10 protein-coding genes and 1 pseudogene are annotated in these 15,484 nt (G+C 70.7%); 9 read left to right on the top strand and 2 right to left on the bottom strand.

Annotated elements, in window-relative coordinates; all coding sequences use genetic code 11:
• Positions 1-92 precede the first annotated feature (92 nt).
• From ABZ070_RS27390 to ABZ070_RS27380, 3 genes and pseudogenes are all read left to right on the top strand, one after another.
• Positions 93-950, top strand: a pseudogene (locus tag ABZ070_RS27390) (hypothetical protein); the annotation flags it as partial.
• A gap of 707 nt (positions 951-1,657) precedes the next feature.
• Complete coding sequence (locus tag ABZ070_RS27385; protein WP_356637999.1) at positions 1,658-2,557, top strand: S1 family peptidase; 900 nt, start codon at positions 1,658-1,660, stop codon at positions 2,555-2,557.
• 198 nt (positions 2,558-2,755) lie between these two features.
• The gene (locus ABZ070_RS27380; RefSeq protein WP_356637998.1) at positions 2,756-3,235 is read left to right on the top strand and encodes a hypothetical protein; all 480 of its coding nucleotides are present in this window, start codon (positions 2,756-2,758) and stop codon (positions 3,233-3,235) included.
• Positions 3,236-3,255: 20 nt separating this feature from the next.
• Here the strand turns inward: ABZ070_RS27380 and ABZ070_RS27375 are convergent, their stop codons facing one another.
• Positions 3,256-4,164, bottom strand: a complete 909-nt coding sequence (locus ABZ070_RS27375; RefSeq protein ID WP_356638000.1) for a DUF4231 domain-containing protein — start codon at positions 4,162-4,164, stop codon at positions 3,256-3,258.
• 250 nt (positions 4,165-4,414) lie between these two features.
• Between ABZ070_RS27375 and fxsA the strand changes: the two genes are divergently transcribed.
• The 5 genes from fxsA to fxsT all read left to right on the top strand — a co-directional run bounded on the left by fxsA (position 4,415) and on the right by fxsT (position 12,955).
• A complete protein-coding gene (gene fxsA, locus ABZ070_RS27370) occupies positions 4,415-4,579 on the top strand; it encodes an FxSxx-COOH cyclophane-containing RiPP peptide (RefSeq protein ID WP_356637997.1) in 165 nt (54 codons plus the stop codon).
• 41 nt (positions 4,580-4,620) lie between these two features.
• Complete coding sequence (gene fxsB, locus ABZ070_RS27365; RefSeq protein WP_356637996.1) at positions 4,621-6,807, top strand: radical SAM/SPASM protein FxsB, inactivated metallohydrolase extension form; 2,187 nt, start codon at positions 4,621-4,623, stop codon at positions 6,805-6,807.
• Entirely contained in the window at positions 6,804-7,577 is a 774-nt protein-coding gene (locus ABZ070_RS27360) for an AAC(3) family N-acetyltransferase (protein ID WP_356637995.1), read from the top strand. The genes fxsB and ABZ070_RS27360 overlap by 4 nt, the downstream gene beginning before the upstream one ends.
• Positions 7,578-7,692: 115 nt before the next feature.
• Positions 7,693-9,030 carry a TIR-like protein FxsC gene (locus tag ABZ070_RS27355; protein WP_356637994.1) on the top strand — a complete coding sequence of 446 codons (1,338 nt, stop codon included), beginning with the start codon at positions 7,693-7,695 and terminating at the stop codon, positions 9,028-9,030.
• Positions 9,014-12,955 carry an FxSxx-COOH system tetratricopeptide repeat protein gene (fxsT, locus tag ABZ070_RS27350; protein WP_356637993.1) on the top strand — a complete coding sequence of 1,314 codons (3,942 nt, stop codon included), beginning with the start codon at positions 9,014-9,016 and terminating at the stop codon, positions 12,953-12,955. Before ABZ070_RS27355 ends, fxsT begins: the two co-directional genes overlap by 17 nt.
• Positions 12,956-13,022: 67 nt before the next feature.
• Here the strand turns inward: fxsT and ABZ070_RS27345 are convergent, their stop codons facing one another.
• Positions 13,023-13,892 carry an alpha/beta fold hydrolase gene (locus ABZ070_RS27345; protein WP_356637992.1) on the bottom strand — a complete coding sequence of 290 codons (870 nt, stop codon included), beginning with the start codon at positions 13,890-13,892 and terminating at the stop codon, positions 13,023-13,025.
• A gap of 284 nt (positions 13,893-14,176) precedes the next feature.
• On the opposite strand from ABZ070_RS27345, the gene ABZ070_RS27340 reads away from it, so the two are divergent.
• On the top strand, positions 14,177-15,262 hold the full coding sequence (locus ABZ070_RS27340; protein WP_356637991.1) for a S1 family peptidase: 1,086 nt from the start codon (positions 14,177-14,179) through the stop codon (positions 15,260-15,262).
• The last annotated feature ends 222 nt before the right edge of the window (positions 15,263-15,484 follow it).

Here is a 15,484-nt window from a genome sequence, read left to right as displayed (position 1 = left end):
TGCCTCGTGGCCGCACGCTGGATCGTGTCCGCGCAGGAGCGCAGGGAGTACCGCAGCTTCCACACCGCGAGCTGGGGGCAGCTACGTCATCAGCGGACGGGGACGGCGTGTTGGCCCGCAGGCCCGTGGCCGCCGCCGCCCGCCGGGTCGCCGCCGGGTGGGACAGGGCGGGCGCACGCTCGGGCGCCGTGCTCGGCTTCGACACCGCGGTGCTGCTCGACGCCGTCGACCGGCAGACCGGGATCGAGGCGCTGGCCGGGTCGGGGACCTCGCTCCTGACGGTCACGGAACCGACGGAGACCGCGACGGCGGCGGCCTTCGCGCACACCGCCGTGCTCGCGGGCCGGCCGGAGAACACAGCGCCGCTCGTCGAGGCCGGCCGGCTCTTCGGCCGGCTCGCGCATCTGCTGGATGCCGTCGAGGACCAGCAAGCTGACGCAGCGTCGGGTGCCTGGAACCCGCTCACCGCCACGGGCACACCGCTCGCGGAGGCCCGCCGGCTCGCCGACGACGCGCTGCACGGCATCAGGCTGGCGCTGCGGGACGCACACTTCGTGGACGGCAAGCTGGTCCATGTGCTGCTCGCACACGAGCTGCGCAACTCGGTGGACAGGTCGTTCGGGACGACGACCTGCGCTCATCAGCCCGGCCCCTACGGGCCGCCCGCGCCGGGCCATCCGTACGCGCCGGGACCGGGCGGCCCCGGCGGCCCCGTCCCGCCGGAGCCGCCCCGTCGCGACCGCAGGGGGCTGATCGCCGGCTGCCTCGTGTGGGCGGGCCTGGCCTGCACCTGCCAGTTGTGCTGCGGCACCCACGAGGACCCCTGGAGCGGCGAGCGGCGCGAAGGTCTGTGCAGCAGCTGCGACTGCGGCAGCTGCTGCGAGTGCTGCGACTGCTGCAGCGGCTGCTCCGACAGCTGTTGCTGCGACGGCTGCTCGTGCGACTGCTGATGGCTGCTGCTGGACGGCGCCGCTCCTGCGGCTGCTGACGGAGCGCCGGCTCCTTCGGTGCACTTCGCGGGGAGCCGGTGGCGGCGACGTCCCGCGGGCACGACACGCGCCCGCCTGCCGGCCCGTACCGATCCGCCCGCCACGGTCCTGCGGTCACCCGGCCGTACGGAGGGGCGAATTCCGGCCGCTTCGGGGGATCCGGCCGCCGGAGAAGCGCAGGTTGCCCAGGAGGCCGTGGTCACCGGCGACCGCAAGCTCCTGACCGGCCGGTTCGTCTCGCCGCCCGGCGCCCGTGGCCCCGCGTGCCCCGCCGCGCCGCGGCGTCCTTCCCCGGCCGTCCGGTGCCCGCCCCCGGACCGGCGCCGGGCACCGGGGGCGGGGGGCGTTCGCACGTACCGAGGTGACACGCTCTCACCGACGGGTGGAACCTCCTTGCCGCCTCGTGCGTCGGAACGCGGGACGTACACGTCCGACTCGATACAGCCCCGGCGGGCGCCAAGCGGCCGGGGCCGTCCGCCGTGCATATGCGCTGCGGCCGAAAGGCGCCCTTGCGCGTGTAGTTGACGCCGCGAATACTCCCGAACAGCGCTTGTCAGGAGCACGATCTGTCCGATATCCGGGCGTTCCGGATGTCGAAGTGCTCATGGCTGCGCCTCACAGGCCCCGACCCCACGGACGGGCCATCCACCCCTCGGGAGGAACGACAAGTGAGGATCAAGCGCACCATCCCCCGCACCGGCACCGCGAGACGCACCCGTCTGCTCGCGGTCTCCACCGGCCTGATAGCCGCCGCAGCTCTGGCCGTCCCCACCGCCAACGCCGACCAGGCGCAGACCTTCAGCGCAGGGCAGCTCACCGCGGCGAGCGACGCCGTGCTCGCCGCGGACGTGCCGGGCACGGCCTGGCACGTCGACAAAGCGACAGGAACGCTCGTCGTCACGGCCGACAGCACCGTCTCGAAGGCCGAGATAGCGAAGATCAAGCGCGAAGCAGGGACCAACGCCGGTGCCCTGCGCATCGAACGCACCCCCGGTACCTTCTCCAAGCTGATCTCCGGCGGCGACGCGATCTACGCCTCCAGCTGGCGCTGCTCCCTCGGCTTCAACGTCCGCAGCGGCAGCACCTACTACCTCCTGACCGCCGGGCACTGCACCGACGGGGCGGGCACCTGGTACACCAACTCGTCCCGCAGCACGACCATCGGCCCCACGGCCGGCTCGAGCTTCCCGGGTAACGACTACGGCCTCGTGCGCTACTCCAACACCTCGCTCAGCCACCCCGGCACCGTCGGCGGCCAGGACATCACCAGCGCGGCCAACGCCACCGTCGGCATGTCCGTCACCCGCCGCGGCTCCACGACGGGCACCCACAGCGGCTCCGTCACCGGACTCAACGCCACCGTCAACTACGGAGGCGGAGACGTCGTCTACGGCATGATCCGCACCAACGTCTGCGCCGAACCGGGCGACAGCGGAGGGCCGCTCTACTCCGGCAGCCGGGCCATCGGCCTGACATCCGGCGGCAGCGGCAACTGCTCCTCCGGCGGCACGACGTTCTTCCAGCCCGTGACCGAGGCCCTCAGCGCCTACGGAGTCAGCGTCTACTGACGCCCGTCCCGCACGGTCGTGTCCACCGGCACGGCAGCCGGCACCGGTCGAGCCCTCGCCCCGTCACGACGGGACGGGGGCTCGACGTCGCCCCTGATCGATGCCGTCATGGTCCGACGCGTCCCCTGTTTGAGGGCGTCTCCCGTTTGAGAGGATGTAAGGACGGCGGGGGAGCGCAGTAACGGGGGTTGCAGCTCAGTGAAACGCATCGGAGTGACCGGCCACCGCAGCATCCCACTCGAGGCCCGGGCCCATATCAGCGCGGGGCTGCGGGCCGTGCTCTGCGGCCACCAGGGCTCGATGGAGGCCCTGTCCAGCCTGGCGGTGGGCGCCGACCAGCTCTTCGCGGACATCGCCCTGGAGTGCGGTGCGGAGCTGACCGTCGTCATCCCCAGCGGCGACTACGAACAGGGCTTCAGCGGCCCGGAGGAACTCGCCGGTTACCGACGGCTCAAGGGCCTGGCCACCCGGGAGGTGCAACTCGCCTTCCCGTTCTCCACGGACGAGGCCTACTACGCGGCCGGCGCCTACATCGCCGACCACTGCGACCGGCTCCTCGCCGTCTGGGACGGCCTCCCGGCCCGGGGCCACGGCGGTACCGGCGACATCGTGCGCTACGCCCGCGGCCTCGGAAAGCCCGTGACCGTCATCTGGCGCGAGGGCCTTCGGCGGGCCTGAGAAGACCGTCGGCGAGGCGGTCAGCTCCGGTGCCTGACCAGCCAGTCCGTGTGCTGGGGCGAGACGATGCGCTCGGTCTCGTAGACCGCGGAGGGCCACTGCGCGTCGGTGACCGTCGTCTCCATCGCCGTGTGCATGGCCGCCAGATCCTCCTCCACCAGCGAGTGCGCGGCGATCAGCGGCTGGTGGCGGCGGATCTCGCTCCACGCCAGACAGGCGGCGGCCGCGGCCGACAGCACACCCTGCACGGAGATGGAGCCGCCCACCGAGAAGGTCCGCAGTGTGGCGAAGAACAGGGCGAGGAGAGTGAGCAGCGCGATCGAGGCGGACCAGAGTGCGGTGGCACGGCGGGACACCTCCGTACGCCGGTGATACCAGTTGCGCTGCTCGATCAGCCGGTCCCTGACGTAGGTCTCCTTACGCACGCTGAAGGGCTTCGCCCGTAGCCGTCTCATGGGAGTGGTGATCAGATCGGCCGCGGCGGCGTCGTCACCCGCCGTACGCGGATCCTCCCAGCCGACCTTGGTCAACTCCCGTAATCCTTCCTCCAGACGGGCGGTGAACAAATCATCGGCTTCGCTCTCGGAAGTCGTCGAGTCGAAGGGTGCTCCATGGACCGCGTAACGCCAGCACATGGACTTGATGAACTCGGCGGCGGAGCGGTTCAGTTGCCAGTGCGACTTTGCTCTGCGGCGCGAGGAGCGGTACCCGAGCACCAGGACGCCGGCGTACGCCAACGCGCTGAGCAGGGAGGCGGGTTGGAAGGACGCACCGAGTCGGAGCGAGGTGGGCAGTGCCGCCAGGGCCGCTCCCGCCACCAGCAGGAGCAGTTGCAGGCGGGTACCCGCGACGGCCTCGCGCTGGCGTGCGATGGCGATGGTGTCCGTGCGGTGGTAGAGAACCGGTAGATCCCCGTTGCGGAAGACCATGCTGTGCAATGGGCTCGAAAGCTCGCTCATACGCACCCCCGTCTGCGGTTTTGTCTTCACTCTTCAGGCGGAATCGCTTGTTCCTTGCGGTCCTGCGAGAATGTGGCGCAACTCGTTTGTCGCTTGTCCCCATGCTGAGTTGCTGCGAGTGGCCATGAGAGTAAAGTCGTGCCGCCGGCATCGCAACGGTGCGTGGTATCCCCGCTGGGCACAGCATTGAGCTGGACACAACATCAAGGACGGCCCCGTCATGACCCTTCACTCCTCCGCTTCATTCGCCGCCGCGAAGAAGAATCGCGTTCCGCTGGCACAGATCGACGTGCGCGGTGCCGATGCCGCCGAGAAGCTTGCCCGCGTTCTGCCCACCTCCGGCGCGCCCGCTCTGCGTTCCACGACGTTCAACTCTGCGCTCTGAAGCAACTCCGGAGCGCTTCGAACTGGCCCTAGACTGGTGGAATGACAGGGCCCCCTTTGGTCCCCTTCCAGCAGATTGTTGTGAAGGTCCACAGCAGGTGCGATCTTGCCTGCGATCATTGCTACATCTACGAACACGCTGATCAGAGCTGGCGTACCCGCCCGAAGGCAATCTCTGACGAAGCGATTTCCTGGACAGCTCTGCGACTGGCCGAGCATGCCAAGAGCCATGCCCTGCCCTCCGTGTCAGTGATCCTGCACGGAGGGGAGCCTCTGCTGGCGGGCCCCGCCCGTCTGCGCCGCGTCTGCGAGGAGCTCACTACAGCCCTCGACAACGTCGCCGCGCTGGATCTGAAGATCCACACCAACGGAATCCAGCTCAGCAGCCGCTATCTCGACCTGTTCGACGAATTCAACGTCCGGGTCGGCATCTCCCTCGACGGCGACCGCGCCGCCAACGACCGTCACCGCCGCTATGCGGACGGCCGCACCAGTCATCCGCTCGTCCTGCGGGCCGTGGACCTCCTCCGCGAGGAGCGCTACCGCCATCTCTACCTCGGTCTGCTGTGCACCATCGACGTCGCCAACGACCCGGTGGCCGTGTACGACGCCCTGGCCGAGCTCGAGCCGCCGCGGATCGACTTCCTGCTCCCGCACGCCACGTGGGACGACCCGCCACCCCGTCCCGACGGATCCCCCATCGCCTACGCCGACTGGATCCTGAAGGTCTTCGACCGCTGGGACGCCCACGGCAGGCCCGTACCGGTACGGCTCTTCGAATCCGTGCTCTCCACCCTCGCCGGCGGCCCGAGCCTCACCGAATCCCTGGGACTGGCCCCCTCCGACCTCGTCGTCGTCGAGACCGACGGCACCCTGGAACAGGTCGACTCGCTCAAGAGCGCCTACGAGGGCGCGGCCGCCACCGGATTCGACGTCTTCGGCGACCCCTTCGACCGCGTCGCCTCCCACCCCGGTGTCCGGGCCCGCCAACTCGGCCTGGAGGGAGTCAGCCGGACATGCCGTCAGTGCCCGGTCGTCAGATCCTGCGGCGGCGGGCTCTACACCCACCGCTACGCCTCGGCGTCCGGGTTCGACAACACCTCGGTGTACTGCGAGGACCTCAAGGCGCTGATCCGCGGCATCGAGCAGCGCACCGCGGAGGCGACCGTGTCCCCGGCCGTGACCGATCCGGAGGCGCTGCTCATCCTCCAGCAGGAGCTGACCCGCTACAGCCTGGCCCGGCTCAACGAGGAGCTGGCGGGCCGCGGAGGCGAACGGTGGTCGACCGCCTGGCGGCTGGCGGCCACCATCGACGAGACGTCCCTCGGCCTCGACGAGATCTACGCCCATCCCTATACCCGCACCTGGCTCCACACCTGCCTGGACGCCCTTCGGGAACAGCGCGCGGACGCCGTCGCACTCGCGCTGCGTCTGGAGTCGTATGTCGCCGCCGCGGCCCTGCGGAGCGGTCTCGACATCCCTGTACAGGTGAACTGCCCCACCGGCACGCTCGTCCTGCCCACCCTGGGCGAGCTGCGGCTGTCCGCGAACGGCGAGCCGTGCGACGCCGAGGTCCGCGGCAGCCGGGACGAGCTGTGGGTGGGCGTGCGGGGGCGAGGGGCGTTACGCGTACGGACCGGCGAGGCCACCGCCGACTGGCGGCCCGTGCACCGGCCGGGGCTCGAGGGCTGGCCGGACCTCGTGCTCGACGACCTCGATCCGTTCCGTGACTGCTTCGACGAGCCGGTGCACGCCGTCGAGGACACCGAGGCGCTCGCCGCGGCGTGGGCCCTGCTGCGGACCACCACGCCCGAGCAGGCCGCCGAACTCGCCGCGTCCCTCACCACCCTGACGCCGCTGCACGGCGGTGGACCGTTGGTCGGCCGGCACGCCTTCGGTGCGCTCGGCCTCAGCCTGGGTGGCGCCCCCGAAGCGCTCGCGGCCGCTCTGCTGCGCGGTCACCGCCGCGCCAGGCTGCGGGCGCTCGGCGAAGTGACGGACCTGCTGGCCCAGGACGGCGCCTGGCTGCACACCGCGCCGTGGCAGGACGAGCCACTGCCCGCCTCCGAGTTGCTGGCCGGCGCCTGCGAACGCCTCGGGCTCGCGGCCCTCGACCGGGAAGCCGCCGGCCAAGCCGCCCTCGCGCTCAAAACCCTCCAGGACGCACCGGAACCGACCGTCAGCGGTAAGTGCCTGATTGCCGCCCTGTACACGGAGGCCACCCGATGACCGACCCGTTACGCACCACGTCTCCCGCCGACGCGCTGCGCGCCCTGGGCGTGCGCCGGGGTATGACGCTCCTCGTCCACGCCTCCCTGCACGGCACAGGGCTGGGCGCGCGAACGCTGCGCGACGCCCTGCGCGACGTGCTCGGGCCGGACGGCACTCTGGTCGTGCCCGCCTTCACCGCGGAGAACTCGGACACCTCGTCCGCCCACCTCGCCCGGGTACGCGGCATGACACCCGAACAGGCGGCGGCCTTCCGGGCGGACATGCCGGCGTTCGACCCCGCCACCACACCCAGCCAGGGTATGGGCCGGTTGGCCGAGTCCGTACGGACCGCGGAGGGCGCCCGGCGCAGTGCCCATCCGCAGACGTCGTTCGCAGCGGTGGGGCGGCGGGCCGCCGAACTGCTCGCCGACCATCCGCTGGACTGCCACCTCGGCGAGCGGTCACCGCTCGGCGCGCTCTGTCGCGCCGGAGCGCACGTACTGATGATCAATGTGGGATTCGCCAAGTGCACCGCATTCCATCTTGCCGAGTACCGCACCGAATCACCGATGCGCACGTACCGTTGTGTGGTGCGCGGGCCGGGCGGCGGTCCCGAATGGGTCGAATACACCGACGTCGAACTGGACGACAGTGATTTCGAGGCCGTAGGCGCCGCGTTCACCTGGGGAGTGGAACGAAGCGGACAACTGGGGGGAAGGGTCGCAAGGCTGTTCTCGATCAAGGAAGCGGTCGACCACGCGCAGGGTTGGATGACCGAAAAGCGGTGATGATTGACCGAACGGCGGGGGGATGGAGTGTGACCCGCTCCGGAATGATTAATTCGCTCGCGTCTTTCATCGATAGTGGGTGTCAGGTCGGGCGTTCACGCAGGACGGGGGTCGTGTGTCGGATTCAGCGCAGCGAGCGGCGGACCATCGGCCGTACTTCTTCTTGAGCTACGCGCACACACCGCGGTACGGGGCGGGAGGTCCGGACCCCGACATGTGGGTCGAGCGTCTCTTCCGTGATCTGTGCGGCCATGTGATGGCCATGACCGATCTGCCGGCCGGCGCCCCTGCCGGCTTCATGGACCGGGAAATACGCTCGGGGGAGGGCTGGTCGGAGCGGCTGGGTGAAGTGCTCGCCACCTGCCGGGTGTTCGTCCCGCTGTTCTCCCCCCGCTACTTCGCCAGCGAGATGTGCGGCAAGGAGTGGTACGCCTTCGCCCAGCGGGCCATCTACCACCACGCGAAGAGCAACCGCCCCGCCGAGGCGATCGTCCCCGCGTTATGGGTGCCGATGCCGCCGGAGCAACTCCCCGGCCCGGCCGAACGGTTGCAGTTCAACCACCGGGCCTTCGGTGACCGCTATGTGACCGACGGCCTCTACGGTCTGATCAAGCTGCGGATATTCGCCGAGGAGTACGAGGCGGCCGTCTACGAGCTGGCCAAACGGATCGTCAGCGTCGCCGACACGATACGGCTCGCGCCCGGCAACCCGGTCGAGTTCCGGCAGGCGCCCAGCGCGTTCGGCCGGCCCAGCGGCGGGCCGCGGCCCATGCACGTCACCGTCGCCGCGCCCACCAGCCACGACCTGCCGCCCGGCCGATCGGCGGACTTCTACGGCAAGCAGTCGCAGGACTGGAACCCCTACCACCCGGACTCCGCACGCCCGTTGGCGTACGTCGCACAGGACCTGGTGCGCTCCCTCAACTACCAGGCGACCCTCTCCTCGTTCGACCACGAACCCCTCGCGGAGGCCGGTCAGCCGCCCACCCGCCCCGAGATCCTGCTCGTCGACCGCTGGGCCCTCGAGGACGAGGAGCGGCGGCGCAAGCTCGCCGCCTTCGACGCGCAGCCCCACCCCTGGGTCAGTGTCGTCGTCCCGTGGAACCGCGACGACCCCGACAGCCAGGGCTCTGAGGCCGCCCTGATCGAGAAGCTGGAGCGCACCATGCCGCACCAGATGCGCCACGGCCGTGCCGCCTGCCAGGCGGCGGCCAGGGGCGTGCACAGCATGGAGGCGTTCGGACAACTGCTGCCCCAGGTGATGGAGGCGGCGGCGCAGGAGTACCTGCGGCACGCGGAGGTCTACCCGCCCGCACCGCCGGGCGGCGGCAGCCACAGCGAACGGCCGCGGCTGCGCGGCCCGATGGCGTCCGAGTACAGCACCACCCAATACGTCCCGAACATGCGTGACATCGCCCCTGATGCGGAGGACACGGATGACAGCCAGTCGTGACGGGCGCATCGTCACCTTCTACTCGTACAAGGGAGGTACGGGCCGCACGATGGCCATGGCCAATGTGGCCTGGATACTCGCGGCGAACGGCAAGCGGGTCCTGGCGGTCGACTGGGACCTGGAAGCGCCCGGTCTGCACCGCTTCTTCCACCCGTTCCTGGACCCCTCCACGCTCGGCGCCACCACCGGTGTCATCGACCTGATCACCGAGTACGCCTGGGCCGCGACCAACCCCGAGCCGCGCCGCGACGACTGGCACCTGGACTACGCGCGCATTCAGCCGCACGCCGTCTCCCTCACCCCGGAGAGCCTCGGCTGGGAGTTCCCCGAAGGCGGCACGCTCGACTTCGTCTCGGCGGGCAAGCAGAACCGCGAGTACTCGGCGACCGTGTCCACCTTCGACTGGGACAACTTCTACGACCGGCTCGGCGGGGGCCACTTCTTCGACGCGCTGCGCGACGACATGAAGGCCAACTACGACTACGTCCTCATCGACAGCCGCACCGGCCTGAGCGACATCGCCGACATCTGCACCGTCCATCTGCCCGACATCCTGGTCGACTGCTTCACGCTCAGCGACCAGTCCATCGACGGCGCCGCCGCCGTCGCCCGGCAGATCGACGAACGGTACGGCGGCCGTGGCATCCGCATCTTCCCCGTGCCGATGCGGATCGACGAGGGCGAGAAGGAGAAGGCGGACGCCGGACGGGCCCTCGCCCGCCTCAAGTTCGACCGCTTCCCCACCGGCCTCTCCGGCGACGAACTCGCCGCCTACTGGGGGGCGGTGGAGATCCCCTACCGGCCCTACTACGCCTACGAGGAGACGCTCGCAACGTTCGGCGACGAGGCAGGGCTCACCAGCTCGCTGCTGTCCGCCTTCGAACGGCTCACCGCCGTCGTCACCGACCAGCAGATCACCTCCATGCCGCAGGTGAACGAGGACGTCCGGATACGCATCAGGGACGCCTTCACCCGCCGCCGCCCCGCACTGCCCGCGGACCTCTTCCTCAGCTACGTCGCCGAGAACCGCATGTGGGCCGACTGGGTCGAGTACGTGCTCAGCCGGGCCGGCTTCCGGGTCGTGCCGCGCGACGTGTCCGCGGAACGGGAGCCCGTGGAGGTCGACGCGGTCGCCGCGGAGAACGCCGCCCGGACGGTCGTGCTGCTGTCCAGCGCCTACCTCAAGTCCGCCCGCGCGGTGGAGGTGTTCCAGCGGGCCGCCGCGGAGGACCCGAGCGGCGGGCGGCGCCATCTGCTGCCGATCAGGGTCGGCGACGTCCGCCTCACCACCCCCTACATCGACCGCAACCCCGTCGACCTGTTCCGGCTCGACGAGGTGCACGCCACCGGCGCGCTGCTGCGGGCTCTCGACCGTCCCGTGCAGCTGCCCGAGCCCTCGTCGCCCGGACCGCGGTTCCCCGGCACGGTGCCGAAGATCTGGAACGCGCCGCCCCGCAACCCCGGATTCACCGGCCGGTCCGTGGTCCTCGAGCGGATGCGCGACCAGCTCGGCGGCGGCATGGCCGTGGCCGCGGTGCTGCCGCAGCCGCAGACGCTGTACGGACTCGGCGGCGTCGGCAAGACCCAGGTGGCGCTCGAGTACGTCCACCGGTTCATGGCCGACTACGACCTGGTGTGGTGGATCTCCTCCGAGCAGCCCGACGACGTCGTCGCCGGACTCGCCGAACTCGCCGTCCGGCTGGGCGCGCAGGGCGGCGAGGACATGGCGGCCGCCTCCGAGGAGGCCATCGACCTGCTGCGGCGCGGCGTGCCGTCTTCACGGTGGCTGCTGGTCTTCGACAACGCCGACGACCCCGAGCAGCTCAAGCGGTTCTTCCCCGCGGGCGGGCCCGGGCACGTCCTGGTCACCTCCAGGAACCAGACCTGGTCGCAGTACGGCGACGCGCTGCCCGTCGACGTCTTCCTGCGCGAGGAGTCCATCGAGCACATACAGCGGCGCGCCCGCGGACTGAGCGCCGAGGACGCCGACCAGGTCGCCACCGCCGTCGGCGACCTGCCGCTCGCGGTCGAACAGGCCGCGGCGTGGATCGCGGAGACGGCGACACCCGTCGCCTCGTACCTGGAGCAGCTGCGGGAGCAGGCCGCGAGCGTCCTCGCGCTCAACCAGCCCGCGGGATACCCCGAGCCGGTCGCCGCCACCTGGAACGTGTCCATCGAGCGGCTCAAGGAACGCTCCCCGGCGGCCGTCCGGCTGTTGCAGCTCTGTGCCTTCTTCGCGCCGGAGCCGATCTCCGCCAATCTCCTCTACAGCAAGGAGATGATCGAGGCCCTCAAGCCGTACGACGCCTCCCTGCAGGAGAAGCTGGTGCTCGGCCGGGTCATCCGGGAGATCGGCCGGTTCGCCCTCGCCAAGGTCGACCAGGTCTCCAACTCCATCCAGGTGCACCGGCTCGTGCAGGCCGTCATCAGGGCGCAGCTCAGCGAGGAGGAGCAGATGGACGCGCGGCACGCCGTCCACCGCATTCTCGCCGGAGCCAGGCCCGACGACGACGAGCCGATAGACAACCCCGAGACGTGGCCGCGGTTCAACACCATCTGGCCGCACCTCGGCCCGTCGGAGGCCAGGCACTGCAAGGAGCCGGAGACCCGCAGGCTGCTGATCGACCGCGTGCGCTACCTGTGGAAGCGCGGCGACTGGAACGCCGCCGGAGCGCTCGGCAACGACCTGCGTGAATCGTGGAAGGACAAGCTCGGCAACGACGACCTGCAGTATCTGTACCTGCGCTTCCACCTCTCCAACATCCTGCGCTCCCAAGGGCGTTACGTGGAGGCCAAGGAGCTCGACGAGGTGACGCTGGAGCGGCAGCGCGTGGTGCTCGGCGCCTCCCATCCGCACACGTACATGACCACCAGCGGTCTGGCGATGGACCTCGGCACACTCGGCGAGTACAGCAGGGCGATGGAGCTCGCGACCGAGGCGCACGAGGGATTCAGCCAGATCTTCCACGAGTCCCACCCCCGTACGCTCGCCGCCGCCAACAACCTGGCGCTGAACCTGCGCATGGTCGGGCAGTACGCGCGTGCCCGCGAGATCGACCAGGAGGTCTTCGACCGGCGCACCGAGGTGCTCGGCCCCGACCACCCGTACACCCTCTCCTCCGCGATGAACCTCGCCCGCGACCTCAGGGAGGTCGGCCGGTACGACGACTCCGTGGCCGTCCTCAGCCGCACCTACGACATGTACAAGGAGCAGCTGGGCCGCGCCTTCCCCGGAACCCTGGCGGCGGGCAAGAGCCTCGCGGTGTCACTGCGCAGGGCCGGCCGGCTCGAGGACGCACGGCGGCTGACGACCGCGACCCGCAACCGCTACCGCGCCAAGTACACCTCCGCCAACCCGGATTCGCTGGCTTGTGACCTGAACCTGGCGGCGGACCTGTTCGCCGCCGGCGAGCCGGTCGCCGCCCGCGACCTGGCTCAGGAAGTCGTCGACCAGTACCGCCAGGTGCCGGGGGAGCGGCACCCGTACACCCTGGCCGCCATCAACAACCTCGGCATCTACGAGTGGGGCTGCGGCACGCCGGAGAGGGCGGAGCAACTGCTGCAGAACGTCGTCACGGCGATGCGCGAAGTGCTGGGTGAGAGCCATCCGCATGCCCTGTACAGCACCATCAACCTGGCCAACGCCCTCGCGGACCTGGGCGCCTGCGAGGAGGCGCTGGAGATCGAGCAGCAGACCGTGGCCCGCCTCCGTGAGGTGCTCGGGGCGCACCATCCCGAGGTGCTCGGCATCGCCTCCAACATGTCCGTGACGCTCGGCCTGCTGGGGCGCAAGGACGAGGCGGCCCAGCTGCGGGCGGAGACGGTGGAGGAGCTGCAGCGGCTGCTGGGCGACGAGCACGCCCTGACCCGGATCGCGAAGGACGAACGCCGGGTGTACCGCGACCTGGAGCCGCTCGCGGTGTGAGTCCGGGGAGTCGGGCCGCCCTGGCAGCTGCTCGGGGCGGCCGCCGGCCGGCGGCCGTCTTGGGCTGTCAGCTGTCCTCGAGCAGCCACGTCAGGACGCGAGGCAGTGCGTGGAGCGCGTCGAAGTGCGCGGCCGTCGGTTCGAGGACGGCCGTCGCGCCCGGGATGCGCTGGGCGAGCCAGCGGGAGTGGCCCACCGGGGAGAACACGTCCTTCTCCCCGTGCCACAGCATCACCGGGCCCTCGATGTCCGCAGGGTCGAACCCCCAGGGGCTGCAGAAGGCCAGCGCGTCGTCGATCCACCCGTACGCGGAAGTACGAAGCGCCTCCTGGTAGTTGCGCAGCAGCATGGACCGGACGCCGGCGTCGGAGACGACCATGCGGTCCGAGTCGGTCAGCTCCCTGCGCAGATCGTTCAGCAGCCGGACCGGGTCCTGCCTGATCTCGGCGGAACGCAGCGTGAACCGCTCGACGAGACCGGCCGGGTCGGCGGAGGCGGTCGTGTACTCGGTGACGTTCGAAGCGGCCATGCCCTCGAACCAGTCCAGGCCGTCCGCGTCCCTGGGGGCGAGCGTGACCAGGGCGGCGGCACGGGTGACCCGGTCGGGCATCAGGGCGGCGCACGCCAGCGCGTGCGGCGCGCCGCCGGAACGGCCCACGACGGCGAAGCGCTCCAGCCCGAACTCGTCGGCTATCGCCCTGACATCCTGGGCCACATCGGCGACACTGCGGCCCGCCAGCCGGTCCGAACCGCCGTAGCCGGGGCGGTCGTACGCGATCAGCTGCGTGCCACGCTGGTAGAGCACCATCCCGCGCGGCGCGGGGCCGAGCCGGCTGCCCGGCGTGCCGTGCAGCAGAAAGACCGGTCTGCCGCGTGGATCGCCCAACCGCTCCACCATCAGATGCCGCCCGTCCGCCGCGCGCACCCGACGTCGCACCCGACGCCCCCCTTCGCCCGTACACCGTCGCCCTGCATGGCCTGTGCAGACATCATGAGCTTCCCCGCCCGTTCGATGATTACCCATCAGGAGGCCGCCGTGCCCCCGCAAACCGGACCGGACCGCCCACGCCTGTGAAGAGAGTGTGAACGCAACAGTGTTGTCGTGTGCCCGTCCAATAGTCGACCTTGTGTGCGAGTGCGACGCCTCGGAATAGTGGGCGGCTCATCCTCCGTCTCCGGGCACCCCACTTGCCCGGATGCGGCCCCCACAGGAGGTCGAAGTTGAAGCACCGGCGCATACCCAAGAGGAAAGCGGCAGTGGCGGGCGGCGCGATCGTCGCCCTCGTCGCCGCGGGCGTCACCCTGCAGAGCGCGAACGCCAGTGACAACACCGCGCAGTTCGACGTGAAGACGCTCACGGCACCGGCGGCGGGCGAACTCGCCGTCACGCTGCGGGCGGACCTCGGTGCCGAGGAGGCCGGCGCGTACTACGACGCCAAGGCCAAGGCGCTGATCGTGAACGTGCTGAACGAGGACGCCGCGCAGACCGTGCGTGAGGCGGGCGGCAAGGCCAGAATCGTGGAGAACACGCTGGTCGAGCTGAAGAGCGCGCGAGCGACCCTCTCCGACAAGGCGACCATCCCGGGCACCTCCTGGGCGACCGACCCGGTCACCAACAAGGTCGTCGTCACCGCGGACCGCACGGTCAAGGGCGCCGACTGGACCAAGCTGGAGCAGGTCGTGAAGGGCCTCGGCGCCAAGGCCGAGCTCAAGAAGACCGCGGGCGAGTTCCGCCCGTTCATCTCGGGTGGCGACGCCATCCACTCCGGCGGCGGACGCTGCTCGCTCGGGTTCAACGTGGTCAAGGACGGCGAGCCGCACTTCATCACCGCCGGACACTGCGGACAGTCCGGCAGCGAGTGGTCCGACTCGGCGGGCGGCGCGGCGATCGGCACGATGGTCGACTCGCAGTTCCCCGGCAACGACTTCGCGCTGGTGAAGTACAACGGCGCGACGGAGCACCCGAGCGAGGTCAACCTCTACGACGGCGGCACGCAGGCGATCGCCCGTGCGGGGGACGCGACCGTCGGCATGCAGGTCACGCGCAGCGGTTCCACCACCCAGGTGCACGACGGCGAGGTCACCGGCCTCGACGCCACCGTCAACTACGGCAACGGCGATATCGTCGAGGGCCTCATCCAGACGAACGTCTGCGCCGAGCCGGGCGACAGCGGCGGCTCGCTCTTCTCGGGCGACGCGGCGATCGGCCTCACCTCGGGCGGCAGCGGCGACTGCACGTCGGGCGGGGAGACGTTCTTCCAGCCGGTGACGGAGGCGCTGTCGACGTTCGGTGCGGAAATCGGCTGACGCCGAGCTTTGCAGGGGCCGGTTCCTGTCACGTCGACCGTGACGGGGCCGGCCCTTCGGCGTTGGCCGGGGGGCGGTCGGGTGCGGGGCCGCTGCGCGGGGCCGTTTCCCCACCCCGCCCCTTCCCGAAACCGGGGCAGGCCCCGGACCCCGGTACCCCCCGGCGCCGCGGGTGTGGGGGGGGGGGCCCCCCCAGCACCCCCCGGGCGGGGGGAACAGGTG

The sequence above is a fragment of the Streptomyces sp. NPDC006283 genome, assembly GCF_040613325.1.
Lineage (GTDB): Bacteria > Actinomycetota > Actinomycetes > Streptomycetales > Streptomycetaceae > Streptomyces.
Note: the sequence above shows the minus strand (reverse complement) of the source record. Positions and strands in the feature narration are given on the sequence as shown.

Excerpts from the sequence above, each read along its gene's own strand:
- ABZ070_RS27375 (WP_356638000.1), bottom strand. The coding sequence starts at position 4,164 with ATGGTCTTCCGCAACGGGGATCTACCGGTTCTCTACCACCGCACGGAC.
- fxsA (WP_356637997.1), top strand. The coding sequence starts at position 4,415 with ATGACCCTTCACTCCTCCGCTTCATTCGCCGCCGCGAAGAAGAATCGC.
- fxsB (WP_356637996.1), top strand. The coding sequence starts at position 4,621 with ATGACAGGGCCCCCTTTGGTCCCCTTCCAGCAGATTGTTGTGAAGGTC.
- ABZ070_RS27360 (WP_356637995.1), top strand. The coding sequence starts at position 6,804 with ATGACCGACCCGTTACGCACCACGTCTCCCGCCGACGCGCTGCGCGCC.
- fxsT (WP_356637993.1), top strand. The coding sequence starts at position 9,014 with ATGACAGCCAGTCGTGACGGGCGCATCGTCACCTTCTACTCGTACAAG.